The 24,203-nt window shown below is 67.6% G+C and carries 25 protein-coding genes; 11 read left to right on the plus strand and 14 right to left on the minus strand.

From position 1 onward, the window contains the following. The 5 genes from fliK to C1I89_RS00880 all read right to left on the minus strand — a co-directional run. On the minus strand, positions 1–1,243 hold a 1,243-nt coding region (fliK, locus tag C1I89_RS00860), incomplete at its 3' end, for a flagellar hook-length control protein FliK (protein WP_102770928.1). Beyond that, on the minus strand, positions 1,240–1,593 hold the full coding sequence (locus C1I89_RS00865; RefSeq protein WP_102770929.1) for a flagellar protein FliT: 354 nt from the start codon (positions 1,591–1,593) through the stop codon (positions 1,240–1,242). The genes C1I89_RS00865 and fliK, both read right to left, overlap by 4 nt. A gap of 47 nt (positions 1,594–1,640) precedes the next feature. Then, positions 1,641–2,069, minus strand: a complete 429-nt coding sequence (gene fliS, locus C1I89_RS00870) for a flagellar export chaperone FliS (protein ID WP_102770930.1) — start codon at positions 2,067–2,069, stop codon at positions 1,641–1,643. Positions 2,070–2,087: 18 nt separating this feature from the next. Continuing rightward, positions 2,088–3,479, minus strand: coding sequence for a flagellar filament capping protein FliD (fliD, locus tag C1I89_RS00875; protein WP_102770931.1), 1,392 nt, complete (start codon positions 3,477–3,479; stop codon positions 2,088–2,090). Positions 3,480–3,621: 142 nt separating this feature from the next. Then, a complete protein-coding gene (locus C1I89_RS00880) occupies positions 3,622–3,999 on the minus strand; it encodes a flagellar protein FlaG (protein ID WP_102770932.1) in 378 nt (125 codons plus the stop codon). A 140-nt stretch (positions 4,000–4,139) separates the two neighbouring features. On the opposite strand from C1I89_RS00880, the gene C1I89_RS00885 reads away from it, so the two are divergent. Continuing rightward, positions 4,140–4,877 carry an IclR family transcriptional regulator gene (locus C1I89_RS00885; protein ID WP_102770933.1) on the plus strand — a complete coding sequence of 246 codons (738 nt, stop codon included), beginning with the start codon at positions 4,140–4,142 and terminating at the stop codon, positions 4,875–4,877. Positions 4,878–4,889: 12 nt separating this feature from the next. On the opposite strand, the gene C1I89_RS00890 is transcribed toward C1I89_RS00885, so the two are convergent. The 4 genes from C1I89_RS00890 to C1I89_RS00905 all read right to left on the minus strand — a co-directional run bounded on the left by C1I89_RS00890 (position 4,890) and on the right by C1I89_RS00905 (position 8,736). Then, positions 4,890–6,056, minus strand: coding sequence for an acyl-CoA dehydrogenase family protein (locus C1I89_RS00890; RefSeq protein WP_102770934.1), 1,167 nt, complete (start codon positions 6,054–6,056; stop codon positions 4,890–4,892). After that, the gene (locus C1I89_RS00895; RefSeq protein ID WP_102770935.1) at positions 6,056–7,282 is read right to left on the minus strand and encodes a CaiB/BaiF CoA transferase family protein; all 1,227 of its coding nucleotides are present in this window, start codon (positions 7,280–7,282) and stop codon (positions 6,056–6,058) included. The genes C1I89_RS00890 and C1I89_RS00895 overlap by 1 nt, the downstream gene beginning before the upstream one ends. After that, entirely contained in the window at positions 7,279–8,250 is a 972-nt protein-coding gene (locus C1I89_RS00900) for a Bug family tripartite tricarboxylate transporter substrate binding protein (RefSeq protein ID WP_181390866.1), read from the minus strand. Before C1I89_RS00900 ends, C1I89_RS00895 begins: the two co-directional genes overlap by 4 nt. 69 nt (positions 8,251–8,319) lie before the next feature. Next, positions 8,320–8,736: a cupin domain-containing protein gene (locus tag C1I89_RS00905; protein ID WP_102770936.1), complete on the minus strand. Its 417-nt coding sequence runs from the start codon at positions 8,734–8,736 to the stop codon at positions 8,320–8,322. 174 nt (positions 8,737–8,910) lie between these two features. Between C1I89_RS00905 and folC the strand changes: the two genes are divergently transcribed. From folC to C1I89_RS00930, 5 genes are all read left to right on the plus strand, one after another. Next, a complete protein-coding gene (gene folC / locus C1I89_RS00910) occupies positions 8,911–10,221 on the plus strand; it encodes a bifunctional tetrahydrofolate synthase/dihydrofolate synthase (RefSeq protein WP_102771806.1) in 1,311 nt (436 codons plus the stop codon). A 91-nt stretch (positions 10,222–10,312) separates the two neighbouring features. Beyond that, entirely contained in the window at positions 10,313–11,110 is a 798-nt protein-coding gene (locus tag C1I89_RS00915; protein ID WP_102770937.1) for an SPOR domain-containing protein, read from the plus strand. Continuing rightward, positions 11,110–11,598 carry a CvpA family protein gene (locus tag C1I89_RS00920; protein WP_102770938.1) on the plus strand — a complete coding sequence of 163 codons (489 nt, stop codon included), beginning with the start codon at positions 11,110–11,112 and terminating at the stop codon, positions 11,596–11,598. The genes C1I89_RS00915 and C1I89_RS00920 overlap by 1 nt, the downstream gene beginning before the upstream one ends. Positions 11,599–11,628: 30 nt before the next feature. Next, on the plus strand, positions 11,629–13,149 hold the full coding sequence (gene purF, locus C1I89_RS00925; RefSeq protein WP_102770939.1) for an amidophosphoribosyltransferase: 1,521 nt from the start codon (positions 11,629–11,631) through the stop codon (positions 13,147–13,149). A 122-nt stretch (positions 13,150–13,271) separates the two neighbouring features. Then, positions 13,272–13,853: a TetR/AcrR family transcriptional regulator gene (locus C1I89_RS00930; protein WP_102770940.1), complete on the plus strand. Its 582-nt coding sequence runs from the start codon at positions 13,272–13,274 to the stop codon at positions 13,851–13,853. On the opposite strand, the gene C1I89_RS00935 is transcribed toward C1I89_RS00930, so the two are convergent. From C1I89_RS00935 to map, 5 genes are all read right to left on the minus strand, one after another. After that, positions 13,848–14,372, minus strand: a complete 525-nt coding sequence (locus C1I89_RS00935; protein ID WP_102770941.1) for a YgjP-like metallopeptidase domain-containing protein — start codon at positions 14,370–14,372, stop codon at positions 13,848–13,850. The genes C1I89_RS00930 and C1I89_RS00935 overlap by 6 nt on opposite strands. Positions 14,373–14,404: 32 nt before the next feature. Next, positions 14,405–14,887 (minus strand): disulfide bond formation protein B, encoded by a 483-nt coding sequence (locus C1I89_RS00940; protein ID WP_102770942.1) that lies wholly within the window; start codon positions 14,885–14,887, stop codon positions 14,405–14,407. Between the two features lie 33 nt (positions 14,888–14,920). Beyond that, positions 14,921–15,634, minus strand: coding sequence for a MarC family protein (locus C1I89_RS00945; protein WP_102770943.1), 714 nt, complete (start codon positions 15,632–15,634; stop codon positions 14,921–14,923). An 81-nt stretch (positions 15,635–15,715) separates the two neighbouring features. Further along, positions 15,716–18,322: a [protein-PII] uridylyltransferase gene (locus tag C1I89_RS00950; protein ID WP_102770944.1), complete on the minus strand. Its 2,607-nt coding sequence runs from the start codon at positions 18,320–18,322 to the stop codon at positions 15,716–15,718. Positions 18,323–18,341: 19 nt separating this feature from the next. Beyond that, positions 18,342–19,163 carry a type I methionyl aminopeptidase gene (gene map / locus C1I89_RS00955; RefSeq protein WP_102770945.1) on the minus strand — a complete coding sequence of 274 codons (822 nt, stop codon included), beginning with the start codon at positions 19,161–19,163 and terminating at the stop codon, positions 18,342–18,344. 908 nt (positions 19,164–20,071) lie between these two features. Here map and rpsB point away from each other — a divergent pair. The 5 genes from rpsB (at position 20,072) to uppS (ending at position 24,189) form a co-directional block, all read left to right on the plus strand. After that, a complete protein-coding gene (gene rpsB / locus C1I89_RS00960; RefSeq protein ID WP_043542854.1) occupies positions 20,072–20,821 on the plus strand; it encodes a 30S ribosomal protein S2 in 750 nt (249 codons plus the stop codon). A 183-nt stretch (positions 20,822–21,004) separates the two neighbouring features. After that, positions 21,005–21,883, plus strand: a complete 879-nt coding sequence (tsf, locus tag C1I89_RS00965) for a translation elongation factor Ts (RefSeq protein WP_102770946.1) — start codon at positions 21,005–21,007, stop codon at positions 21,881–21,883. A gap of 94 nt (positions 21,884–21,977) precedes the next feature. Then, positions 21,978–22,694 (plus strand): UMP kinase, encoded by a 717-nt coding sequence (gene pyrH / locus C1I89_RS00970; protein WP_102770947.1) that lies wholly within the window; start codon positions 21,978–21,980, stop codon positions 22,692–22,694. A 15-nt stretch (positions 22,695–22,709) separates the two neighbouring features. Further along, positions 22,710–23,270, plus strand: a complete 561-nt coding sequence (gene frr, locus C1I89_RS00975; RefSeq protein ID WP_102770948.1) for a ribosome recycling factor — start codon at positions 22,710–22,712, stop codon at positions 23,268–23,270. A gap of 154 nt (positions 23,271–23,424) precedes the next feature. Beyond that, positions 23,425–24,189, plus strand: coding sequence for a polyprenyl diphosphate synthase (gene uppS, locus C1I89_RS00980; protein ID WP_102770949.1), 765 nt, complete (start codon positions 23,425–23,427; stop codon positions 24,187–24,189). The last annotated feature ends 14 nt before the right edge of the window (positions 24,190–24,203 follow it).

The following is a 24,203-nucleotide window of genomic DNA, read 5'->3' on the forward strand; positions in this document are numbered from 1 at the left end:
GGCCCGCGGCCAGCAGGCGCGAACGCAGCGTGTCCGAGTCGTCCTGGAGTTCGGACGCGCTGTGGGGGGCGACGAGCTGCAGCACCAGCTGGTCGCCGGCCAGGTTCAGGCGGGCGTCGACCAGGCCCAGGCGCGGCAGGTCCAGCTTCACTCGGGTGGCCCAGGTGGACGTGGCGGCTTCGGGGTCGCCGCCATAGGGCTCGCGTTCGACTTCCCATTCCATGGGCGTGCCGGGCCAGGCCTCGCCCTGCCAGGCCAGCGCCTGGTTGGCCAGCACGTCGAGCTGCTGGCGAACCAGCACGGTGAGGTCCTGGTGGATGCCGGCGATGGGCGCGCCCGGCGCGGAGGACGAACCGCCGGCGGGGGCCGGGGACGCGGGGTCCGCTCCGCTGGCGCGCGCCGGGGCGGGCGTTTCGCCGCGTGCACGCGCCGGCGCCGGGGCGTTTGCGGTGTTGTTCGCCGCCGCGTTCGGGTCCAGCCGGGCTTGCGGTTCTTCGCGCAACTGGGCGGGAGAGGTCCGGCCGTAGACCATGTCGGTCAAGTGCGATTCATAGAAGAGGCCGCTGGTCTGCAGCGCCTGGCGCAAGGCCTGGCCCAGCACGCGCGCGCTGGGGGCGGCGGCCGCATGCGCCTGGACCGCGGCATCGGCGCCGCGCAGCGCGGCGGTTGGCACGGCGGGCAGCTCGGGCTTGCCGGCGGGGGGAGCGGGAACCTGGGCCGCGGGCGGCGCCGGCTGTCCCGATGGGGCGGCTTGGGCGGGTTGCGCCGGCTGGCCCGCGGGCGCCTGGGCAGGTGCGCCCGGGGCCTGGCCGCTGGCCTGCCCGGCGGGCGCGCCGGCGGTCCACAGCGGCGCGCGGCCCTGCAGCGCGGGCGCGGCCTCGGGATATTGGGCCAGCAGGGCGAGTATGGTGCGCGCGGTCGTGCCCAGCGTGGTCGGGGCCGAGGCCGTGGTGTCGCTGCTGGTGACCAGCCCGCGGGCCGCCAGGGCCAGCGCGGCGGCGGTCTTGGCGTCCACGACCGGATTCTGGCGTTCGCCGCGGGCGCCGCCGCCTTGCACGCCCTGGCGCGGATCGCGCGCCGAGCCGTCGGCGGAGCCGGATCGGTCCAGGCTGCCGGGCTGGCTGACCGCGTCCGGCCGCGCGCCGGAAGCCAGGTTCGCGTTGGCGGCGGACATCGTCGTGCCGAGCACGGCGTCCAGCCGCTGCACCAGGACGTTGCCGAGTGCGGCGGGGCCTACGCTCATTCTTCAGGCGCCTGGTGGCCGTAGGCGGAAAGCAGGGTCTGCTGGCGCTTCATGCGGCCCAGCAGTTCGCCCAGCCGCGCCAGCTGCGGCAACGCCAGGTCGCGCGTCTGCGCGTCGTTTTCCAGGATGCGCACCAGCAGGTCGTACTTGATGGCGCGGCCGGATTCGTCCAGCGGCGTCCTGGATTCCAGCAGGCGCAGGCGCTCGACCCGTTCGCAGTACTGCTGGCCATGCTGCATGGCTCCGTCCCAGTCGCCCACCTGGGCGGCCGCAAGCATTTCTCCCGTGATGAGAGCGATCTCCTGGTAGTGCTCCAGGATGGGCGAGGTGTACTGGGTAATGGACGTCATGGAAATCTCGGGCGTTCGAGGGCTGGGCGGTGAGCGTAAGCTGCCCTTCAGGTCTGCAAGCCGACGGCGGAGCGGTCGATGGACGTCTGCCAGGCTTCGGCCAGATCCCCCAGCAGGCGGTCGGCGGTGTCGAGCGCGGCGGCGTCGGCGCGCAGGTTCGCCAGCAGCAGCGTGCGGACGATGTAATCGTAGAGACGGGCCAGATTGGCGGCGATTTCGCCGCCCGCGTCCATGTTCAGTCCGGTCTTCAGGCCTTCGTCGACGATCTTGATCGCCTTCGAGATGGCCGCCCCGCGTTCCGTCGCCCGGCCTTCCTGGAGGTGAAGGCGGGCCTGCCCGATCGCCGCCCGGGCGCCCATGTACAGCAGTGAAATCAGCCTTTCCGGGCTGGCGCCCAGGACCTGGGTCTCCAGGCCGATGTCGGCATAGGAACGCACCGAGTAGGAGCCGGTGGGGCGGCGGGCGGCGTAAGTCATGAATGCATCTTCTATAAATTACTTGGATTTGCTCATGGCCGCGAACTGCTGGGTCAGGTAGTTGGCCGTGACAGTCTGCTGCGAGACGAACTTGTCCAGAGCGATGAATTGGGCGCGCATCGCATCCATGGCCGCGGTGCTGGAGGCCTTGGCGCGGGCCAGCTGGTCCTTGACGTCCTTGATGGATTCGTTCAGGCCGTCCTGGCTGATCTTGATGGAGCCATTGCTGCCCAGCACCGCCTTGGTGGCGGCGTCGAAGCGGGCGGCGAGGCCGTCGGGCGCGGTCATGATGCGCTTGACGTCGGCGGGGTTCTCGGCCAGGGCCTTGTCCAGTTCCTTCTGGTCCAGCTTGAGCTGGCCGGTCTTGGGGTCCATGGTGATGCCGAGGTCGGCCAGCGAACGCAGCGAGCCTTCGGAGGTGACCACCTGCAGCGCGTTGGACATGGACGACTGGATGCCGCGGGCGGTGCTGTCGCCGGTCAGGGCCTGGTTGGTCTGGGCGGCGACGTCGAAGGCCGTGTGCTTACCGATCGTGGTTTGCAGCGCGTTGTAGGCGTCGACGAAATCCTTGACCGCCTTGCTGGCCACGGTGGTGTCGCCTTCGAGCTTGAGGGTGACGACCTTGTCGGCCCCGGTGACGCTGTCCTTGCCGGTCAGGGCGGTGAGGTTCAGCGTGATGCCGTCGATGGCGGTGGAGACGTTGTTGCTGCCGCTCTTGACGGTGATGCCGTTGATTTCGATCTCGGAGTCGGCGGCGGCGGTCTGCTGCGTGAGCTGGGCGCCGGTGCCGGAGTTGTAGCTCAGGATGTCCTGCAGCTTCTGGTCGCCGGTCACCGTGATGGACTTGACCGAGGCCTGCACGCCGGTGTCCTTGGCGCTCAGCATCAGGTAGCTGCCGTTTTCGTTGGTGATGATGGTGGCGCGCACGCCGGCCTTGTCATCGCTGTTGATGGCCTTGGCGATGCCGTTGAGCGAGGTGTCGCCGTTCAGGTTGACGGTGTGCTTCTCGCCGTTGGTGAGCTCGATCTCGAACGAGCCGTCGGCGCCGTTGGAGGCGGTGCGGTCGCCGACGTTGCCGGACTGCAGGGTCTGGGCGGCCGCCAGGTTCTTGACCTTGATGGCGTACTCGCCCATGGTCGCGCCGTCTGCGCCGACGGTGGCGGTCAGGCCGTCGCCCACGACGTTGGCCTTGACGGCGTCCAGCGTGGACGACTTGCCCAGCGCGGCGGCGGCTTTCTGCAGGGCTTCCACGGCGCTCTGGATCTGGCCGAAGGCGCTCACGCGCGCCTCATAGCTGGCCTGACGGTTGGTGTACAGGCTCAGCTTTTTGTCTTCTGCGGCCTGCAGTTTCGAGAGGATCTCCTCCAGGGGCAGTCCGGTGGTCGAGCCGAGATTGGTGATAGAAGCCATGTGAAATCCTTCCTAGCAATGCGATTCTGTCAAAAATACGGGGCCGGCGATCTGGCGTGTAAGGGCAAAAGGCAACCCTAATTCGACGCTTCTGCGGCGGATTGGCGCCGAACATGCGTCAAACGCCGTTTTAATTCTGTGTTCAGGCACTCGTCTTGATGCCGTTGCCCTGCATGTTCACGATCATCTTGGCGATCCTCAGCACCGCCTCGCTGGGTATCGTGCGCACCACGTCGCCCGATTCCGCGTCCACGACCGACACCACCACCTGGTGCACGTCCGGATCGATTTCGAACTGCAGGCGGGTGGACCACGCCTTCATCTGGAGGTTGATTTCCTCCAGGGCCTTTTCCAGGGGCAGCTTGTTCGAGTCGGCCTGCTCGGAGGTTGCGTTGCCGGCGCCGCCGCCATTGGCGGAGGCGGCGGGGGGCGTGACGCTGACGGCCGGGTCAGCCGCCACGGGGGCGGGCGCGGCCTGCAAGGGAACGAACGATGCAGGGGCTAACGGGGTTACGGCCATCATGACTCCAACTGCGTTGCGGGCGTCCGGGTGGAACGCGCGGGTTTCAGGGAATTCTCAGCTACCATTACGGCAGGCCCGCGGGGAACTTTAGTGTCCGGCGGGCCAGATGTTTCACACGTAAAGGTTCGGACGGGGCAATGAGTGTCAAGACGGCGCTGCGAGTCATTGAAATCATCGAAACCTACGCCCGCGAAAAGCGCGCGCTGCCGCTGTCGGAGCTGGCCCGGCTGCTCGACGTCCCGGTATCGAGCTGCCTGGCGCTGATCCGCACCCTGACCGGGCTGGGCTATCTATATGAAACCGGGCGGCGCCAGGGCTATTACCCCACCGGCCGGCTGCTGGCCATGGCGCAGCGCATCGCGCGCGCCGATCCGGTGCTGGACCGGGTGTATCCCAGCCTGACCGAGCTGCGCGACGCGACCCGCGAAACCGTGGTTTTCGCCAAGCTGACCCAGGACGGGCGGGTGGTGTACCTGGACGTGCTGGATTCGCCGCACACCATCCGCTACGCGCCGGTCGCCGGCGAGTTCAAGGACATACACGCCAATTCGCTGGGCAAGGCGCTGCTGTCGGTGCTGGACGCGCCGGCCCGCGACGCGCTGCTGGCCGGCATGCCCATGACCCGCCACAACGAACGCACGCTGATCACGCCCGAGGCGCTGCTGGCCGACCTGGAGCGCTCGCGCGAGCGCGGCTGGTTCATGAACAGCGGCGAATCCATCGCCGACGTGGGCGCCATCGCCTGGCCGGTCACGCTCTCGGGCGAGCGCTACGCCATCTCGGTGGGCGGGCCGATCTACCGCATCGAGCCCCAGCAGGAGAACTACGCCCGCATCCTGCGCTCGGCCTGCACGGCGCTGGAGCAGCAGGCGTAGCCTGCCTGGCGCTCAATAGGACTTGGGCAGCCCCAGCACTTTTTCGGCGATGAAGCACATGATCAGCTGCGGGCTGACCGGGGCGATGCGCGGGATGAAGCTCTCGCGCAGCAGGCGTTCCACCGTGTATTCCTTGGCGTAGCCCATGCCGCCCAGCGTCATCACCGCGGTCTGGCAGGCGTTGTAGCCGGCCTCGGCCGCCAGGTATTTGGCGCTGTTGGCATAGGGCCCGCAGGGCTTGCCGGCGTCGTACAGGCTGGCGGCCTTGTACACCATCAGGTCGGCCGCCTCCAGCTGCATCCAGGCCTGGGCCAGCGGGTGCTGGATGCCCTGGTTCTGGCCTATCGGGCGGCCGAACACGACGCGCTCGCCGGCGTATTTCACCGCCCGTTCCAGCGCGGCGCGGCCGATGCCCACGGCTTCGGCGGCGATCAGGATGCGCTCGGGGTTCAGGCCGTGCAGGATGTATTCGAAGCCGCGGCCTTCCTCGCCGATGCGGTCGGCCACCGGAATCCGCAGGCCGTCGATGAACAGCATGTTGGAATCCACGGCCTTGCGGCCCATTTTCTCGATCTCGCGGACCTCGACGCGCTCGCGGTCCAGGTCGGTATAGAAGAGCGACAGGCCCTGGGTGGGCTTTTCCACCTCCGACAGCGGGGTGGTGCGCGCCAGCAGCAGCATCTTGTGGGCGACCTGGGCGGTCGAGATCCAGATCTTGCGGCCGTGCACCACGTATTCGTCGCCCTGGCGCACGGCGCGCGTGCCCAGCTTGGTGGTGTCCAGGCCGGCGTCGGGCTCGGTCACCGCGAAGCACGCCTTCTCGCGGCCGGCGATGAGCGGCTCCAGCCAGCGGCGACGCTGCTCGTCGCTGCCGAACACCACCACGGGGTTGAGCCCGAAGATGTTCATGTGCACGGCCGAGGCGCCGGTAAAGCCCGCGCCGGAGGCGGCGATGGTCTGCATCATCAGCGCGGCCTCGGTCATGCCCAGGCCGGCGCCGCCGTATTCCGGCGGCATGGCGATGCCCAGCCAGCCGTCGCGCGCCAGGTCGGCGTGCAGCGGCTCGGGAAAGCCGCCTTCGCGGTCGCGTTCCTGCCAGTATTCGTCGGGATAGCGTTCGCAGATGCGGGCGACGGCGTCGCGCAGGGCCAGTTGCTCGGGCGTGAATTCAAAGTCCATCAGTCGTTTCCATCCTGGGTGATGCCACGGTCTGCCATGGCGTTGATGCTGGCGCGGTCGTAGCCGGCCTGCTCCAGTACTTCGCGGCTGTGCTGGCCCAGCCGCGGGGCGGGCCGGCGCAGGGCGGTCGGGGTGCCTTCGTAACGGCCCAGCGGGGCGGGCGTGCGGATCGGGCCTTCGCTGGGGTGGTCCACGTGGCGGATGAAGCCGGTGGCCGCCAGGTGCTCGTCCTGCAGCAGGCCGTCGATCGTGTAGAGCTGCGAGGCCGGGATATCGGCCCGCGCCAGCTCGGTCAGCCATTCCTGGCTGGCGCGCGTCGCGATCACGTCGGCGACGAAGGCATAGACCTCGTCGATATGGGCGGCGCGCGCGCCGTGGCTGCAAAAGCGCGGGTCCACGCACAATTCCGGCCGCCCGATCAGGTCGAAGAAATTGCGCCAGTGCTTGTCGTTGTAGATAAGCAGGCAGATATAGCCGTCGGCCGTGGCGTAGGGACGGCGGTGCGGCGCGAGCAGGCGGGCGTAGCCGGTGGGGCCCAGCGCCGGCTCGAAGGTGGCGCCGCCCAGGTGGTCGCCCAGCATCATGTGCGCCATGCCCTCGAACATGGGGATCTCCACCTGCTGGCCGCGCCCGCTGCCGCGGGCGTGCAGCACCGCCGACACCAGCGCGATGGCCACGTGCAGGCCGACGGCGCGGTCGGCCAGCGTCAGCGGCGCGTAGCGCGGCAGCTCGCCGCTTTGCTGGGCGGCGAGGGCGGCGATGCCGGTCTGGCCCTGGATCAGGTCGTCGTAGGCGGGCCGTCCGGCGTAGGGGCCGGCCTCGCTGAAGCCGTAGGCGCCCAGGTACACGATGCGCGGGTTGCGCGCGGCCACCGCCTCATAGGACAGGCCCAGCCGCGCCATGGCCTGGGGGCGGATGTTGTAGAGCAGGGCGTCGCAGCTTTCGGCCAGCTTGAGGCAGGCCTCCAGGCCCTCGGGCGTTTTCAGGTCCAGCACCACCGAGCGCTTGTTGCGGTTCAGGTGCAGGTACAGGTGGCCCATGCCGGGGTTGCGCATGGGGCCGACGGCGCGCAGGTTGTCGCCGGCGGGAGGCTCCACCTTGATGACGTCGGCGCCTAGGTCGCCCAGGACCTGGGTGGCGTAGGGGCCCATGACGACCGAGCTCAGGTCCAGGATGCGCACGCCGGCGAGCGGTCCGGCGGCGGTGGGGGTGGGCTGGGCGCTCATTGCTGCTGGATGCCCGCGTCGCGGATCAGCTTGCCCCACAGGTCGCGCTGCTCTCCGACGAACCGGCCGAAGTCCTGCGGCGTGCCGGAGAAAGCGTCGAAGCCCAGGCCGGCCAGGCGCTGCTTGACCTCGGGCTTGGACACCACCTGGTTGATCGCCGCGTTCAGCTTGGCGACGATCTCCGGCGGCAGGCCGGCAGGGCCGAAATAGCCGTTCCAGGAGTTCAGGTCGAAGTCCCGCACGCCGGCCTCGGCCATGGAGGGCAGTTCCGGCACGATGGCGCTGCGCTCGGCGGTGGACACGGCCAGCGCCCGCAGCTGGCCCGACTGCACGAAGGGCAGGCCGGAGGCCAGATCGGTGAACATGAAGTCCACCTGGCCGCCGACCACGTCGGTCAGGGCCTGCGGCGTGCCTTTGTAAGGCACGTGCAGGATGTCGATCTTGGCGCGGTTGGCCAGGGTGGCGCCGGCGACGATGCCGGTGCTGTTGCCGCTGGCGTAGGTGATGCGGCCCGGGCGCTGGCGCGCGTCGGCCACCAGCTCGCCGACGTTCTTCCACGGACGCTTGGGGTTGACCACCAGAATGAAGGGCAGGTTGCCGCCGCGCGCGATCGGCGTGAAGTCCTTGACCGGGTCGTAGGGCACGTTCTTCATCAGCCAGGGGGCGGCCGAGTGCGAGGTGTTGGTGGTGACGAACAGCGTGTAGCCGTCCGGCTTGGCGCGCGCCACGTAGGCGGCCGCGATGGTGGCGTTGGCCCCGGGCTTGTTCTCCACCACGATCTGCTGGCCCAGGATGGCCGACAGCTCGGAACCGAAAATGCGGCCCACGGCGTCCGTGCCGGAGCCGGCCGGAAACGGCACGATCAGTGTGATGGGCTTGACCGGATAGTCGGCCGCCTGGGCCTGCGGGGCGGCCGCGAGGGCCGCGCCGCCGACCAGCACGGCCTTCAGCAGGTTCAGGAATTTCATGGTTTGTCTCCTGTGTTGTCGGCCCGCGGCGCGGCTTCTGCGGCCGCGGTCGCGGGGGCTGCCGCCGCTTCAGGCGGCGGAGGGGGGCGCCGGAAAGTCCCGGATCACGCGATCCGGGGATTCTTCATAAGGGGGCGTGTAGATCACCAGCAGCCGCGCCGGCTCGTCGCTGGTGACCGTGAACACGTGCGGCACGTCGGGCGGGAAGTAGCAGCAGTCGCCCGGGCCCATGTCGGCCGCTTCGTCCTGCACCTGGGCGCGCGCGGTGCCGGAAATCAGGTAGCAGACCTGTTCGATGCCCGGATGGGCGTGGGGCAGCGCGCCTTTGCCCTTTTCGATGACGCCCAGCAGCACCTCCACGCCGCGGGCGCCGACGGTGTCCGGGCCGATGAGGCGGCGGTTCAGGGTGCCGGTGTGGTTGGCGGGGTGGTAGCCCGGGACGTCGGCTTCCCGGACCAGCCAGCGGGGCGTCTTGCCAGTGCTCATGTTTTTCCCTCAAATTTTCATATGTGAATTTATTTTTATGTATGAGAAAAGAATCGGCAAGCGGTTTTTCGGCCCGGATACCGCTTCGCGCCCTGGGGGATTAGGGAAAACACCGGGCCCGGACTGTTAAAATCCGCGGCTGGTTCCACTCTGATGCCACTTTACGGCCCCGCCATGTCTTCTGTCCGCACGCCTGATGCTTCCGCCAGCCTGTCCGATTGGCTGCAGTACCTGGAATCCATCCACGCCACCGCGATCGACATGGGCCTGGACCGGGTGCGCGAGGTGGCCGCGCGCCTGGGGCTGGAGCTGAACGCCATGAAGTTCGTGGTCGGCGGCACCAACGGCAAGGGCTCGACCTGTGCCATGCTGGAATCCATCCTGCTGGCGGCCGGCTACAAGGTCGGGCTGTACTCCTCGCCGCACCTGATCGACTTCAACGAGCGCGCCCGCATCAACGGCCAGATCGCCACCGACGAGGCCCTGATCGAGCAGTTCCAGGCGGTCGAGGCGGCGCGCGGCGACGTCTCCCTCACGTACTTCGAATTCACCACGCTGGCCATCCTGCGCCTGTTCTCGCAGTCGCGCCTGGACGCCGTGGTGCTGGAAGTGGGGCTGGGCGGCCGCCTGGACGCCGTCAACATCGTCGACGCCGATTGCGCCATCGTCACCAGCGTCGACCTGGACCACACCGACTGGCTGGGCGACACGCGCGAGAAGATCGGCTTTGAAAAGGCCCACATCTACCGCGCCGGCCGTCCCGCCATCTGCAGCGATCCCGCGCCTCCGCAGTCGCTGCTCGACTACGTCGCGGAAATCGGCGCCGACCTGTGGCTGTTCGGCCGCGACTTCAACTATTCCGGCGATCGCCAGCAATGGGCCTACGGCGGGCGCGGCCAGCGCCGCAACTCGCTGGCCTATCCGGCGCTGCGCGGCGCCAACCAGCTGCTCAACGCCTCGGCCGCGCTGGCCGCGCTGGAATCGGTGCGCGACCGCCTGCCGGTGCCGCAGCAGGCCGTGCGCCTGGGGCTGCTGCAGGCCTCGCTGCCCGGCCGCTTCCAGATCCTGCCCGGCCAGCCCACCATCATCCTGGACGTGGCGCACAACCCGCACGCCGCGGCCGTGCTGGCCCAGAACCTGGACAACATGAGCTTCCACCCGTATACCCACGCGGTGTTCGGCATGCTCAACGACAAGGACCTGGCCGGCGTCGTCGCCAAGCTCGGCACGCGCGTCGACTACTGGTATTGCGCCGGGCTGCCCGGGCCGCGCGGCGCCACCGGCGAGGCGCTGGCCGAGCAGGTCGCGGCCGCCTTGCCGCCGGTGCCCGCGGGCGGCGAAAGCCCCGGCGTGAGCGCCTACGCCGACCCGGCCCAGGCCTTTGCGGCGGCGCGTGAACGGGTGGGCGAGAATGATAGAATCGTGGTGTTCGGATCGTTTCTGACGGTAGCCTCGGTTTTGCAGGCGCTGGGCCGCAAGGCCTAAGGCAAGATCGGGTCAAGAACGGGTCAAACGCTCCCAGGCGGGCTCACAGGCGGCTCGCCGCCCGCCCTATAGCCGCAAGGAATTCTCCCCCATGGGTTTTTTCAAACGCAAAGATCCTGCCGACCAGGCGCAGTCCTCCAGAAGGGCGGCAGTGCCTAGCGAAGTGCAGGCTGCGGAGCTGCGCGGGCGCGCGCGGCGCCGGCTGGCAGGCGCGGTCGCGCTGGTGCTGGCCGCTGTCATCATCCTGCCCATGGTGCTCGATTCCCAGCCCGAGCCCGTGGCCGACAACATCCCCATCCGCGTGCCGGAACGCAATACGCCGTTCCAGCCGCAAGTAAGCGAACCGCAGGTCGCCGCGCCGGAAACGCCGGCCCCCGCCGACGCCGCGCCGGCCGAGCCGGTGCCCGAGCCGCCCGCGGTCGCGTCCGTGCAGCCGCCCGCCACGGCGACCCCGCCGGCCGCGCAGCCGGCGACGCCGCCGGCCACGCCGCCCAAGCCCGTGACGCCGCCCAAGCCGGAAGCCAAGCCCGAGCCCAAGCCGGCCACGCCGCCCAAGCAGGACTCGCGCTCCGACGACGGCGCGCGCGCGCTGGCGCTGCTCGAAGGTCGCGCTGAACCGGCGCCCAAGCCGGCCGCCAAGCCCGCGGCCACCAAGGGTAATTTCGTGCTCCAGATCGCCGCCTACACGACCTCCGAGGATGCGCAGTCGCGCCGCAGCAAGCTGCACCAGGCGGGCGTGACCAACGCCTTCGTCGAACAGGCCACGATCAACGGCAAGCAGCAGTACCGTCTGCGGGTGGGGCCGTTCCCCTCGCGCGAGGCGGCGCAGGCGGCCCAGGCGCGGTTGCGCACCCTGGGCTATGACAATGGTTTCATCGCCGCGCAATAGTGACCGGCTTCGACTTCGTCGTGCTGGCCATCCTGGTGGTTTCGGGTGTGCTGGGACTGGTGCGCGGCCTGCTGAAAGAGGTGCTGTCGCTGGTCGCCTATCTGCTGGCCTTCGTGGCGGCGATATGGTGGGGGCCCACGGTCTACGCCTGGCTGGAGCCCTATATTGAAACAACGCTGTTGCGCATGGGAGTTTCGTACGCGGCGGTGTTCATCATCGTGCTGCTCGGCGTGGGATTGGTCAACATGACGCTTTCCGCCTTGATCCGCAGCACCGGCCTGAGCCCCGCCGACCACGGCCTGGGCGGCATGTTCGGGCTGGCGCGCGGCCTGCTGATCGTGCTGGCGCTGGTCGCCGCGGCCGGGTATACGCCGCTGCCGCAGGAGCCGTGGTGGCAGGACGCCATGTTTTCGCATTCGGCCATCGAGGCCATCAAACATATCAAGACCTGGCTGCCGCCGTCCCTGGCGACGTGGCTGCCGTATTGATCTGCTTCAAATCAACCAGGAAATCTCACCATGTGTGGAATCGTAGGGGTCATCGGGCGCGGGCCGGTCAACCAGTTGCTCTATGACAGCTTGCTGCTGTTGCAGCACCGCGGGCAGGACGCAGCGGGCATCGCGACGTCGCAAGGCAACCAGTTCAATATGTACAAGGCCCACGGCCTGGTGCGCGACGTCTTCCGCACGCGCAACATGCGCGCGCTGCCGGGCACCTCGGGCATCGGCCAGGTGCGCTATCCCACCGCCGGCTCCAGCGCCAGCGAGGAAGAGGCCCAGCCGTTCTACGTCAACGCGCCGTTCGGCATCATGTTCGCCCACAACGGCAACCTGACCAACTGGCGCGAACTGCGCGAATCGCTCTACCGCGTCGACCGCCGCCACATCAACACCAATTCCGATTCGGAAGTGCTGCTGAACGTGCTGGCCCACGAACTGCAGTCGGCGGCCAATGGCGTGTCGCTGGACGACGACGCGATGTTCCGCGCCGTGGCGGCCGTGCACAAGCGCGTGCGCGGCGCCTACGCGGTGGTGGCCCAGATTTCCGGCTACGGCCTGCTGGCCTTCCGCGATCCCAACGGCATCCGGCCGCTGTGCATCGGCCGCCAGGAAACCGAAGAGGGCGTGGAATGGATGGTCGCCTCGGAATCGGTGGCGCTGGAAGGCAGCGGTTTCGCCTTCGTGCGCGACGTCGAGCCGGGCGAGGCCGTGTTCATCGACCTGGACGGCCGCTTCGTCAGCCGCCAGTGCGCCGAGAACCCGCAGCTGGTGCCCTGCATTTTCGAATACGTGTACTTCGCGCGTCCCGATTCGCTGATCGACGGCGTGTCGGTGTATGACGCGCGCCTGCGCATGGGCGAATACCTGGCCGACAAGGTGGCGCGCAACATGCGCCTGGGCGACATCGACGTGGTCATGCCGATTCCCGATTCCTCGCGTCCGGCCGCCATGCAGCTGGCCGCGCGCCTGAACCTGGACTACCGCGAAGGCCTGATCAAGAACCGCTACGTCGGCCGCACCTTCATCATGCCGGGCCAGGCGGTGCGCCGCAAATCCGTGCGCCAGAAGCTCAACGCCATCGGCATGGAGTTCAAGGGCAAGAACGTGCTGCTGGTCGATGACTCCATCGTGCGCGGCACCACCAGCCGCGAAATCGTGGACATGGCCCGCGCCGCCGGCGCCAACAAGGTGTATTTCGCCTCGGCCGCGCCTCCGGTGCGCTTCCCCAACGTCTACGGCATCGACATGCCCACGCAGAGCGAGCTGATCGCCACCGGCCGCAGCGACGAGGAAATCGCCCGCGCGATCGGCGCCGACAACCTGGTCTACCAGGATCTGCAGGACATGCAGCAGGCGGTGCGCGACATCAATCCCAAGCTGTCGCGCTTCGAGGCCTCGTGCTTCGACGGCGAGTACGTCACCGGCGACATCACCGCCGAGTACCTGGCGCGCCTGGGCCAGTCGCGCGGCGAGCCCGGCGACGAGGGCGGCGCCAGCGGCCTGCAGTTCAACATGGGCTACGCCGCCAACGACGCCTGAATCCCGCGGGCCTTGCGAAGAACCCTCCCTTGAACCGGAGGGTTCTTTGTTTTGGGCCGTTGACGCTGCCGGGCCTGCATCGTAAATTGGCCGGAACGATCATTCCAGTCAGGCGGATTGCCATGCGCACCAAAGCGTTCGAGCCGGACGACATCGCCGACGCCGCCATGCAGGTGTTCTGGCGGCGCGGCTATGCCGCGACGTCGGTGCAGGACCTGGTCGACGGCACCGGCCTGTCGCGCAGCAGCCTGTACAACGCGTTCGAGAACAAACAGGGCCTGTACCGGCAGGCCCTGCGCCGCTACCAGGCCGTCACCGGGTCCAACGTGGCGCTGCTGTCCGGGCCTGGCTCGCCCAAGGCGCTGATCCGGCAGCTGCTGATGCGCGTGGCCGAGGACGAGTTGCGCGATCCGCAGCGGCGCGGCTGCCTGGCCGCCAACGCCTCGCTGGAACTGGCGGGGCAGGACGTCGCGGTCGCCGAACTGGTGGCGCACAACTTCCTGAGCCTGCAAAAAGCCCTGGAGCAACTGATCCGGCGCGGACAGCAATCGGGCGAGATCGCCGCCACGAAAAGCCCGCGGGCGCTGGCGCGGTTCTTCGTCGGCACCGTCCAGGGGCTGCGGGTGCTGGCCAAAGGCAGCCCCGCGCCGCAGCGGCGCCAATGCCTGCTGGATGTGATCGAGGTGGCGCTGGCCGCCTTATAGGCCTGCGCCGCCAGGGGCCGGCCAGAGCGCCTCGCCGGCATGGTCCAGGTGGGTCAGGTACAGCCGCAGGTCGAACTCGTACTGGTGGTACTGCGGCTCCATGTGCAGGCACAGGTTGTAGAAGGCCCGGTTGTGGTCCTTTTCCTTCAGGTGGGCCAGCTCATGGACCGCGATCATCTTCAGGAATTCCGCCGGCACCGTCTTGAACAGCGTCGCCACGCGGATCTCATGCTTGGCCTTGAGCTTGCCGCCCTGCACGCGCGACACGTAGGTATGCTGGCCCAGCGCGTGCTGGATCACGTGGATCTTGCTGTCGAAGGCGACCTTGTTGATCTGGTCGCCGTTGCGCATGTGCGTATTCTTCAGGTCCGTCACGTACTGGTACAGCGCGCGGTCCGTGCGCACGCCGTGCGCGCCCGCCGGATAGCGCGACCGCAGCGCCGCGCCCAGCTTGCCCTGGTCCAGCAGCTTGCGCGCCTGGAGCAGCAGGTGTTCGGGGTAGCCGGTGAGGTATTTCAAATTCGACGCCGGGCATGCGTCCTGCGCTTCGGTCACGCGCGCCCGCGCCCGAACACGACCGGCAGCGCCATGAAGAACACGATGACGAAGAGCGCCAGGCTCCACAGGGCGTATTCGATGCCCAGCACCGACACCACGGCGTCCATGCAGGTGGCGTAGATGCCGAACAGCCATGGCACCGCGCCGTCCAGCCCCGTGCCGCTCATGAAGCGGTCGGCGAAGGTCTGGTCGCAGGACAGCATCTTGGCCGCCACGCTGTATTGGTACCAGGCGGCGACGACGCCGGCGGCCGCCAGTAGCGCGGACAGCGCGCCGCAGACGCGGGTCAGCGCGCGTCCGCCGCCGAACCCGCCCACCAGCGCGACGATGCCGATCGCCAGGTAGATCAGGCGCTGCATGACGCACCAGGCGCAGGGCGGCATGTCGAAGACGTGCTGGGATATCAGGGCGATGCCGACCGCGCCGAAGCAGAAAAGGGCGATGAGGCGGAGCAGGCGTTCGGAGCGTGAGGTCATTGTTCTGCGGTAGTGGTTGCGAAAGGCAGGGGCTTAGGCCTTGGGAATCGGAATTGGTTGCATCACCTGCTGCAGGACGCCAAGCAGCAGTTCGCGCGAGCCTTCCCAGAAGATCTGCACGCCCAGGCACAGCATGATGAAGGCCGACAGCCGCATGAATACGGCGGTGCCATTATCGCCGAGCCGGTGCAGCATCTGCGCGGCGAAGCGCAGGCAGATGTAGAGCGTCACGGACACGACGATAATGCCCGGGATCGAGCCGCCCAGGCGCACCAGGCTGAGCACGTGGTTCTGGTCGCGCAGCGAGACCCCGACCGTGATGGCCGCGGCGATCGAGCCCGGGCCGCAGCTGATCGGGAAGGTAAGCGGATAGAAGGCGCGGGCCTTGGCCATTTCGGGGGTGAAGGATTCGGCCATGCGCGCCACGCGTTCGGTGTCGGCGTCGGGCGAGTTCACCAGGCGCCAGGCGCTGGCGATCACCAGCATGCCGCCGCCGACCCGCACGATGGACAGCGAAATCCCGAAAAAACTCAGCAGCACGTTGCCGGCCACCATGGCCACGATCAGCATCAGGCAGACGTTGATGGCGACGCGCTTGGCCAGCACCATCCGGGTCGCGGAAGAAGCGCCTTCCGTCAGCGACAGGAAGATGGGCGCGATCGCGGGCGGATTGAGAAACGGCAGCAGCGTGGCCAGCGCGAAGAAAAAGCTGCTCCCGAAGACGCGTAGGTAGTCATTGAGCTGCATGGATGGCGGACGCCGCGTGGCCGAAAACCGGGATTGTATGCCGTCCGGCCGGCGCTGGCGATGCCGGCCGGACGGGCGGATTCAGGCGGCGCGGCGGCCGGCTTCCTCGCCGGCCAGCGCGTCCAGGACGTCGCGCTCGAACTGCATCTGGCTGCGCGGGCGGGTCAGCGCCGCGCCGTCCACGATGAACACGTCTTCGACCCGGTCGCCCAGCGTCATGATCTTGGCCATGACCAGGTTGACCTCGTGTTCGGCGAAGACGCGCGCCAGCGCGTGCAGCAGGCCGGGGCGGTCGGTGGCGATGACGGACAGTCGCCAGGACGTGCTGCGCTCGTCGGGCTGCAGCTCGGCCTGCGGCATGATGGGGAACACCCGCGACACGCGGGACTGGCGGCCGCGGCCGTAATAGCCGCCGCCGGTGCCATGCCGCTGCGCCGCGGCATGCGGGTCCTTGAGGCGTTCGGCCAGCTCGTGCTCGACCAGGGTGGCCTGGGCGCGCAGGTCGCTGGCGCCTTCGGGCAGCAGCACGATGAAGCTGTCCAGCGCCCAGCCGTGGCGCGTGGTGTGGATGCGGGCGTCCTGGATGGAGAGCGACTTGGCGTCGAAATAGCCGCAGATCGCCACGAACAGGTCGGGCGCGTCGCGGGTGTACACCATGATCTGCAGGCCCTCGCCGTGTTCGGTGGGGCGGGCCCGGACCACGGCCTGCGCCGGCTCGACCTGGTGGTACAGGTGGCGCGTGTGCCAGGCGATGTCGGAGGCGTCGTGGCGCAGGAAATACGCCACGTCCAGCTGGTTCCAGAAGGCTTCGCGGGCGTCGTCGCGCAGCCCCGCCCGCCGCGTCAGGCGGGCTGCCTCTTCCTTGCGCTCGGCCAGCACGGTGTGGGCGTCGGCGTGCGCGCCGCCCAGCGCGGCCAGCGTGAGCTTGTACAGGTCTTCGAGCAGCTTGCCTTTCCAGGCGTTCCAGACCTTGGGGCTGGTGCCGCGGATGTCGGCCACGGTCAGCAGGTACAGCGCGGTCAGGCGGCGCTCGTTCTGCACGATGGCCGCGAAGTCCTGTACCACGGCCGGGTCGGACAGGTCGCGCTTTTGCGCCACGGCCGACATCAGCAGGTGCTGGCGCACCAGGAATTCGACCAGGGCGGTGTCCTCGGCCTCCATGCCGTGGTCCTGCGCGAACTTGCGCACCTCGCGCGCGCCGAGTTCGGAGTGGTCGCCGCCGCGGCCCTTGGCGATGTCGTGGAACAGCGCCGCCACGTACAGCAGCCAGTGCCGGTCCAGCCCGGCGATCAGCTGGCTGGCCAGCGGATATTCCTGCGCGTGCTCCGGCATGGTGAAGCGGCGCAGGTTGCGCACCACGGCCAGGGTGTGCTGGTCCACGGTATAGGCGTGGAACAGGTCGTGCTGCATCTGGCCGACGATGCGGCGGAACACCGGCAGGTAGCGCGGCAGGATGTTCAGCATGGTCATGCGCCGCAGCTCGTGCACGATGCCGCGCGGTTGCTGCAGGATCTGCAGGAACAGCTTGCGGTTGACCGGATTGCGGCGGAACTGCGCGTCGATGCGGTGGCGGGAATGCCAGATGGCCCGCAGCGTGCGGGCCGACATGCCGGTCAGTTCCGGATGCTGCTGCATCACCAGGAAGGCGCGCAGCAGCAGGGTGGGGTTACGCTCGAAACCGTCGTCGCGGATGATGTCCAGCCGGTCGCGCAGGTTGCGGAAATCGTCGTCGATTTCGCGCGCGTCGCTGTCGGGGCGCGGGAACAGCCGTTCCTCGATGTTCTGCACCAGGATGCCGTTCAGCTGCGTTACCAGGCGCGCGGCCCAGTAATAGCGCTGCATCAGCAGTTCGCTGCCGCGGCGCGTGGCGGTGGCGTGGATGCGGTAGACCTCGGCCAGCGCCGGCTGCAGGTCGAACAGCACGCGGTCCTCGCGCCGGTTGGCCAGCAGGTGCAGCTCGATGCGCAGGCGCTTGAAGGCCTGTTCCGCGCGGCGCAGGTCGCGCGCCTCCGAGGAGGTCAGCAGGCCGGCCTGCGCCACCGAGCGCCAGCTGTCGCCGAAGCCGGCCGCCCGCGCCATCCACAGGATCACCTGCAGGTCGCGCAGCCCGCCGGGCGATTCCTTGCAGTTGGGCTCCAGCGCGTAGGGCGTGTCGTGGTAGCGGGCATGGCGCTGCTGCATCTCGACGCGCTTGGCGCGAAAGAAGGCGCGCGGGTCCAGGCGCGACTGCGTGGCGGCCTCGAACTTCTTCATCAGCGCGCGGCTGCCGGCCAGCCAGCGCGATTCCAGCAGCGCCGTCTCCACCGTGATGTCCGCCTCGGCCTCGCGCTCGCAGTCCTCGATGGTGCGCACGCTGTGGCCGGGCTCCAGCCCCAGGTCCCAGAGCGCGGCCACCAGCCGCCCGATGGCGGCCTCGTCCTCGCGCGTGGGGGCGTGCGGCAGCAGGATCAGCAGATCGACGTCCGAATGGGGGTAGAGCTCGCCGCGGCCGTATCCGCCCACGGCCGCCAGCGTGGCGCCGGCGGGCAGGGGGCAGTGCTTGACCAGGTCGCGCAGGGCGGCGTCGACGATGCGGCGCAGCTCGGTCAGCAGCGGGTCCGGCCTTTCGTGGCTGCGGAACTGGGCCACCGCCGCCTGCCGGGCTTCCTGGATGCGGGCGCGCAGGGCGCTGAGGGTGTCGGCGGTCATGGCGGCGGGCGTCGGGGCGTCAGACGGCGGGAATGACGAGGGGTTCGGTGATGAAGGCCGGCGGCTGGGGCATGCCGGGCGACAGGGTCAGCACTTCGTAGCCGGTTTCGGTCACGCATACGGCATGCTCCCACTGGGCCGACAGGCTGTGGTCGCGGGTGACCACGGTCCAGCCGTCGGACAGCTGGCGGATCTCGCGGCGGCCGGCGTTGATCATGGGCTCGATGGTGAACAGCATGCCGGTGGTCAGCGGCACGCCGGTGCCCGGCTTGCCGTAGTGCAGCACCTGCGGGTCTTCATGGAAGCGCTGGCCGATGCCGTGGCCGCAGAACTCGCGCACCACGGAAAAGCCGTTGGCTTCGGCGTGCTTCTGGATCGCGTGGCCGACGTCGCCCAGCGTGGCGCCATTCTTGACCTGCTGGATTCCCTTCCACATGCACTCGAAGGTGATTTCGCTGAGGCGGCGGGAAAGAATGGACTGTTCGCCCACCGCGTACATGCGGCTGGTGTCGCCGAACCAGCCGTCCTTGATGATGGTGACGTCGATATTCAATGAGTCCCCATTTTTCAGCACCTTGTCGCCCGGGATGCCATGGCAGACCTGATGGTTGACCGAGGTGCAGATGGCGCCGGGGAAGGGCGGATAGCCGGGCGGCGCGTAGCCCACGGTGGCCGACTTCACGCCCAGCTCGTCGGTCAGGTACTCCAGGCACAACCGGTCCAGCTCGCCGGTGGTGACGCCCGGCTTGACGTAGGGGGTGATGAAATCGAGAACTTTGGCGGCGTCCTGGCAGGCCGCGCGCATCTTGGCCAGATCGGCTTGATTGGTAATGGTGCCCATGGAGTAGCTTGGCTATCTGTCGCTTGAATGTCTGCTTGAAAGAATAGTAGAATTATAGGCTTCCCTAAATTTTTGGGGATGCATTAGGGTCTGGTAGGACATACCGGGGCGGAGCAAAAGCGCCTGCGGCATGACTGTCCGATTCTATAACTGGGTAGCGGCAAGAGCCGAACCCGGCGGATGTTGGCAAGGTGGGTTGACGCGGGTTTTGCGCGACCCCGGCCGTATTGGTTGGTGCGGGTCCATACATTGGGATCGTCGGCGCGCCCTGAAGTTTCACCGCAAGCGAAGGTTGTGGAGCGAATTCGGGCAGGCCGCGGGTGCCGGTGGCGGGATGCGGACATGACGGATGCGGGCCGGGCGGGTGCGGACGGCGGCAATTGCGCGGCTGGCGCGGCCGGGACGCGGTGCGCTTGCAGGCCTGGTCAGGTTTTTGAGCGGCGATGCAGGTTCAGGGTCTGTGCTCGGTGTGGATGTCGGATTAAGCTCTTGAAAACATTATTGTTTTCTTAAGAGATGCCCCGATGGTCTGATGCGCGGCTGGATGGAAGTTCAAGTCCGGGCGCGAAGAGCAGGATATTCCAGAGCCGGATTTCGCCGCCGACAAAACCGGGTCGGGCGCGTCTCGAAGAAACTTCCAGGAAATTCCTGGCGGGTCGGGAGACGCAATGCAGGAGCGCGGCGCAGGTTTTTCGTCGTGGCGGCCGTCTGGGTTTATCGCGGCAGCGTAGTAAGCGGCATTCGAGGCGCCAGGCGCCGTGGGCGCCGGCATTATTGCGGCAGTGATCGGCCGGCCCGGTTAGAATTTTGTCATCCCGCCGTTGCGGGAAATCGCGCGCAACACCACCCAGGGTGTCAGCCAGAGGCTGATGCAGGTGCGGCGCAAGAAACAACCCTTGGAGAAAGTTATGTCTTTGATGCGCGAAATGCTGGAAGCGGGTGTCCACTTCGGTCACCAGACCCGTTACTGGAACCCCAAGATGGCCCCCTATATCTTCGGCCATCGCAACAAGATTCACATCATCAACCTCGAAAAGACGGTTGACAAGTACCAGGAAGCCACCAAGTTCGTGAAGCAGCTGGCTGCTCGCGGCGGCAACATCCTGTTCGTCGGCACCAAGCGCGCTGCGCGCGAGCTGGTCGCCGCCGAAGCTGCCCGTTGCGGCATGCCCTACGTCGACGCCCGCTGGCTCGGCGGCATGCTGACCAACTTCAAGACGGTCAAGACCTCGGTCAAGCGCCTGAAGGACATGGAAGCCGTGGTCGCCGAAGGCGGCGCCGAGCGCATGATCAAGAAGGAAGGCCTGCTGTTCCAGCGCGAACTGGAAAAGCTGAACAAGTCGATCGGCGGCATCAAGGACATGAACGGCCTGCCCGACGCCATGTTCGTGATCGACGTCGGCTACCACAAGATCGCCATCGCCGAAGCCAAGACGCTGGGCATTCCGGTCGTGGCCGTGGTTGACACCAACCACTCGCCCGACGGCATCGACTACGTCATCCCCGGCAACGACGACTCGGCCAAGGCCATCGCGCTGTACGCCAAGGGCATCGCCGACGCCGTGCTGGAAGGCCGCGAGCAGAACCTGAACGGTCTGGTCGAAGAGCTGGGCGAAGGCCAGGAAGAGTTCGTCGAAGTCCAGGACAACCAGGCCTAAGCCATAGTTGTCATGTCCGGCGCTTAGCGTCCGGGAGCGGCCCGGCATTCCGATCCGCTCCCGCCTCGCCGGCACAGCGAAGGTGGGCTCCCATCTTCCCGATCCGCCTGGCGCGGATGTCCCATCGAATCACACCACTGTCCCGGCCCGCCGGGACAAGTCCCTAGCAAAATTGGAGCAAACATGGCTGAAATTACCGCTGCCCTGGTCAAGGAACTGCGCGAAAAGACCGACGCCCCCATGATGGAGTGCAAGAAGGCCTTGACGGAAGCCGAAGGCGATCTGGCCCGCGCCGAGGAAATCCTGCGCGTCAAGCTGGGCAACAAGGCCAGCAAGGCCGCCGCCCGCGTCACCGCTGAAGGCCTGATCGGTCTGTTCATCTCCGCCGACGCCAAGCAAGGCGCCGTCATCGAAGTCAACTGCGAAACCGACTTCGTCGCCAAGAACGACGACTTCGTCGCCTTCGTGAACAAGCTGGCCGAACTGGTCGCCACGCAGAACCCGGCCGACGTGGCCGCGCTGTCGGCGCTGCCGTACGGCGAAGGCACGGTCGAAACGACCCGCACCGCCCTGATCGGCAAGATCGGCGAAAACATGTCGATCCGCCGCTTCGAGCGCATCGAGACCCCCAACGCGCTGGCCAGCTACGTGCACGGCGGCCGCATCGGCGTGCTGGTCGAGTACACCGGCGCCGAAGAAGTGGGCAAGGACCTGGCGATGCACATCGCCGCCACCAAGCCCAAGGCCCTGAACGCCGAAGGCGTGAACCCGGCCGACATCGCCGCCGAACGCTCGGTCGCCGAGCAGAAGGCCGCCGAATCGGGCAAGCCGGCTGAAATCGTCGCCAAGATGGTCGAAGGCTCGGTCCAGAAGTTCCTGAAGGAAGTCACCCTGCTGTCGCAGCCGTTCGTCAAGGACGACAAGGCCACCGTCGAGCAGATGCTGAAGGCCAAGGGCGCTTCGATCAGCAAGTTCGTGCTGTTCGTCGTCGGCGAAGGTATCGAGAAGAAGACCAGCGATTTCGCCGCTGAGGTTGCCGCTGCCGCCGCCGGCCGCGCCTAAACGGTAGTTTGCTTACAGGCCGGCACTGACTAAAATCAGGCCGGCCTATTTCTTGTCTTACACTTTCGTCGGATTGTTCTTCGGGATATCACCTATGAGCAGCAGATCATACAAACGGGTTCTTCTCAAACTTTCCGGCGAGGCGCTGATGGGCGAGGATGCCTTCGGCATCAATCGTTCCACCATCGTCCGCATGACCGATGAGATCGCCGAAGTCGCCGCCGCAGGCGTCGAGCTGGCCATCGTCATCGGCGGGGGCAACATCTTCCGTGGCGTCGCCCCGGGCGCGCAGGGCATGGACCGCGCGACCGCCGACTACATGGGCATGATGGCCACCATCATGAACGCGCTTGCGCTGCAGGACGCGCTCAAGCACAAGGGTATCGACACCCGCGTACAATCGGCCCTGAACATCGATCAGGTCGTCGAGCCTTACATCCGTCCCAAGGCCCTGCGCTACCTCGAAGAGGGCAAGGTCGTCATTTTCGCGGCCGGCACCGGCAATCCGTTCTTCACCACCGACACCGCCGCCGCCCTGCGTGGCGCCGAGATCGGCGCGGAGATCGTGCTGAAGGCCACCAAGGTGGACGGCATCTATAGCGCGGACCCCAACAAGGATCCCACCGCTACGCGTTACGCGCGCATCAGCTTCGACGAAGCGATCGTGCGCCGTCTGGAAGTGATGGACGCCACCGCCTTCGCGCTGTGCCGCGACCAGAAACTGCCGATCAAAGTGTTTTCGATCAATAAGTCCGGCGCCCTCAAGCGGGTGGTCAGCGGCGAAGACGAAGGCACCTTGGTACACGTTTAAAGAAAAGGAAATTCCATGAGCGTCGCAGAAATCCGTAAATCCGCCGAAGCCAGGATGGCCAAGTCGCTTGACACGCTCAAGACCAACCTGGCCAAGATCCGTACGGGCCGCGCCCATACCGGCATCCTGGACCACGTGCAGGTCGAGTACTACGGCTCGCCCGTGCCGATCAGCCAGGTCGGCAACGTGAACCTGGTCGACGCCCGCACCATCAGCGTGCAGCCTTACGAGAAACAGATGGCCGGCCCGATCGAGAAGGCCATCCGCGAATCGGACCTGGGCCTCAACCCCATCTCCATGGGCGACACCATCCGCGTGCCGATGCCGGCCCTGACCGAAGAGCGCCGCCGCGACCTGACCAAGGTGGTGCGCAGCGAAGGCGAGGACGCCAAGGTGGCCGTGCGCAACCTGCGCCGCGAGGCCAACGAAGCGCTCAAGCGCCTGGTCAAGGACAAGGAAATCTCCGAGGACGACGAACGCCGTTCGCAGGACGAGGTCCAGAAGCTGACCGACCGCAGCGTGGCCGACATCGACAAGATGGTCGCGCAGAAAGAAGCGGAAATCATGACCGTATAATTTCGGCACGTTCCGGACGCGGCCGGCATGGCCGCGTCTGTTCTTCGCGCGCCGTCTTTTCCATTGTTTCGCGGCTTTCCTACGCAACGGTGGAACGACGGCGCAGGCTTTTCCCGTATTCCGTTTGCACCGCTCAACGCGCAGTAATCAACCCATGGCAACCAGTTCGACCCAGGCGGTTCCCGAGACTCGCGACGTTCCCGAGCATGTGGCCATCATCATGGATGGCAATGGCCGGTGGGCCACGCGGCGCCTGCTGCCGCGCACCGCGGGCCATGCCAAGGGCGTGCAGGCGGTGCGGCGCGTGGTCGAGGCCTGCGGGCGCGCCGGCGTGCGCTACCTGACGCTGTTCGCCTTCAGTTCGGAGAACTGGCGCCGTCCCGCCGAAGAAGTGTCGCTGCTGATGCGCCTGTTCGTGCAGGCGCTGGAGCGCGAGGTCGGCAAACTGGAAGAGCAGGGCGTGCGCCTGCACGTCATCGGCGACCTGAGCGCGTTCGAGCCGCGGCTGCAGGAACTCATCTTCGCGGCGCAGGAACGCACCGCGCACAACGACCGCCTGCACCTGACCGTCGCCGCCAATTACGGCGGACGCTGGGACATCCTGCAGGCCACCCGCGCCATGCTGGCCGCCGAGCCGTCGCTGGCGACGCAGCCCCAGCTGGTGGACGAAGCGCGCCTGTCGCGCCACCTGTCCATGGCCTGGGCGCCCGAGCCCGACCTGTTCATCCGCACCGGCGGAGAGCAGCGCATTTCCAATTTCCTGATCTGGCAGATGGCCTACGCGGAGTTCTACTTCACCGACCGCTACTGGCCGGATTTCGGCGCGGCCGAGCTGCAGGCCGCCTTCGACTGGTACCGCACGCGCGAGCGCCGCTTCGGCCGCACCAGTGCGCAACTCCACGAAGACGGCGCGAAGTAATTCAAGCGGACGGC

The sequence above is a fragment of the Achromobacter pulmonis genome, assembly GCF_002885955.2.
Taxonomy (GTDB): domain Bacteria; phylum Pseudomonadota; class Gammaproteobacteria; order Burkholderiales; family Burkholderiaceae_B; genus Achromobacter; species Achromobacter pulmonis_A.

Coding starts and splice junctions, on each gene's coding strand:
- C1I89_RS00865 (WP_102770929.1), bottom strand. CDS start 1,593: ATGACGTCCATTACCCAGTACACCTCGCCCATCCTGGAGCACTACCAG.
- fliS (WP_102770930.1), bottom strand. CDS start 2,069: ATGACTTACGCCGCCCGCCGCCCCACCGGCTCCTACTCGGTGCGTTCC.
- fliD (WP_102770931.1), bottom strand. CDS start 3,479: ATGGCTTCTATCACCAATCTCGGCTCGACCACCGGACTGCCCCTGGAG.
- C1I89_RS00880 (WP_102770932.1), bottom strand. CDS start 3,999: ATGGCCGTAACCCCGTTAGCCCCTGCATCGTTCGTTCCCTTGCAGGCC.
- C1I89_RS00885 (WP_102770933.1), top strand. CDS start 4,140: ATGAGTGTCAAGACGGCGCTGCGAGTCATTGAAATCATCGAAACCTAC.
- C1I89_RS00890 (WP_102770934.1), bottom strand. CDS start 6,056: ATGGACTTTGAATTCACGCCCGAGCAACTGGCCCTGCGCGACGCCGTC.
- C1I89_RS00895 (WP_102770935.1), bottom strand. CDS start 7,282: ATGAGCGCCCAGCCCACCCCCACCGCCGCCGGACCGCTCGCCGGCGTG.
- C1I89_RS00900 (WP_181390866.1), bottom strand. CDS start 8,250: ATGAAATTCCTGAACCTGCTGAAGGCCGTGCTGGTCGGCGGCGCGGCC.
- C1I89_RS00905 (WP_102770936.1), bottom strand. CDS start 8,736: ATGAGCACTGGCAAGACGCCCCGCTGGCTGGTCCGGGAAGCCGACGTC.
- folC (WP_102771806.1), top strand. CDS start 8,911: ATGTCTTCTGTCCGCACGCCTGATGCTTCCGCCAGCCTGTCCGATTGG.
- C1I89_RS00915 (WP_102770937.1), top strand. CDS start 10,313: ATGGGTTTTTTCAAACGCAAAGATCCTGCCGACCAGGCGCAGTCCTCC.
- purF (WP_102770939.1), top strand. CDS start 11,629: ATGTGTGGAATCGTAGGGGTCATCGGGCGCGGGCCGGTCAACCAGTTG.
- C1I89_RS00930 (WP_102770940.1), top strand. CDS start 13,272: ATGCGCACCAAAGCGTTCGAGCCGGACGACATCGCCGACGCCGCCATG.
- C1I89_RS00940 (WP_102770942.1), bottom strand. CDS start 14,887: ATGACCTCACGCTCCGAACGCCTGCTCCGCCTCATCGCCCTTTTCTGC.
- C1I89_RS00945 (WP_102770943.1), bottom strand. CDS start 15,634: ATGCAGCTCAATGACTACCTACGCGTCTTCGGGAGCAGCTTTTTCTTC.
- C1I89_RS00950 (WP_102770944.1), bottom strand. CDS start 18,322: ATGACCGCCGACACCCTCAGCGCCCTGCGCGCCCGCATCCAGGAAGCC.
- map (WP_102770945.1), bottom strand. CDS start 19,163: ATGGGCACCATTACCAATCAAGCCGATCTGGCCAAGATGCGCGCGGCC.
- rpsB (WP_043542854.1), top strand. CDS start 20,072: ATGTCTTTGATGCGCGAAATGCTGGAAGCGGGTGTCCACTTCGGTCAC.
- tsf (WP_102770946.1), top strand. CDS start 21,005: ATGGCTGAAATTACCGCTGCCCTGGTCAAGGAACTGCGCGAAAAGACC.
- pyrH (WP_102770947.1), top strand. CDS start 21,978: ATGAGCAGCAGATCATACAAACGGGTTCTTCTCAAACTTTCCGGCGAG.
- frr (WP_102770948.1), top strand. CDS start 22,710: ATGAGCGTCGCAGAAATCCGTAAATCCGCCGAAGCCAGGATGGCCAAG.
- uppS (WP_102770949.1), top strand. CDS start 23,425: ATGGCAACCAGTTCGACCCAGGCGGTTCCCGAGACTCGCGACGTTCCC.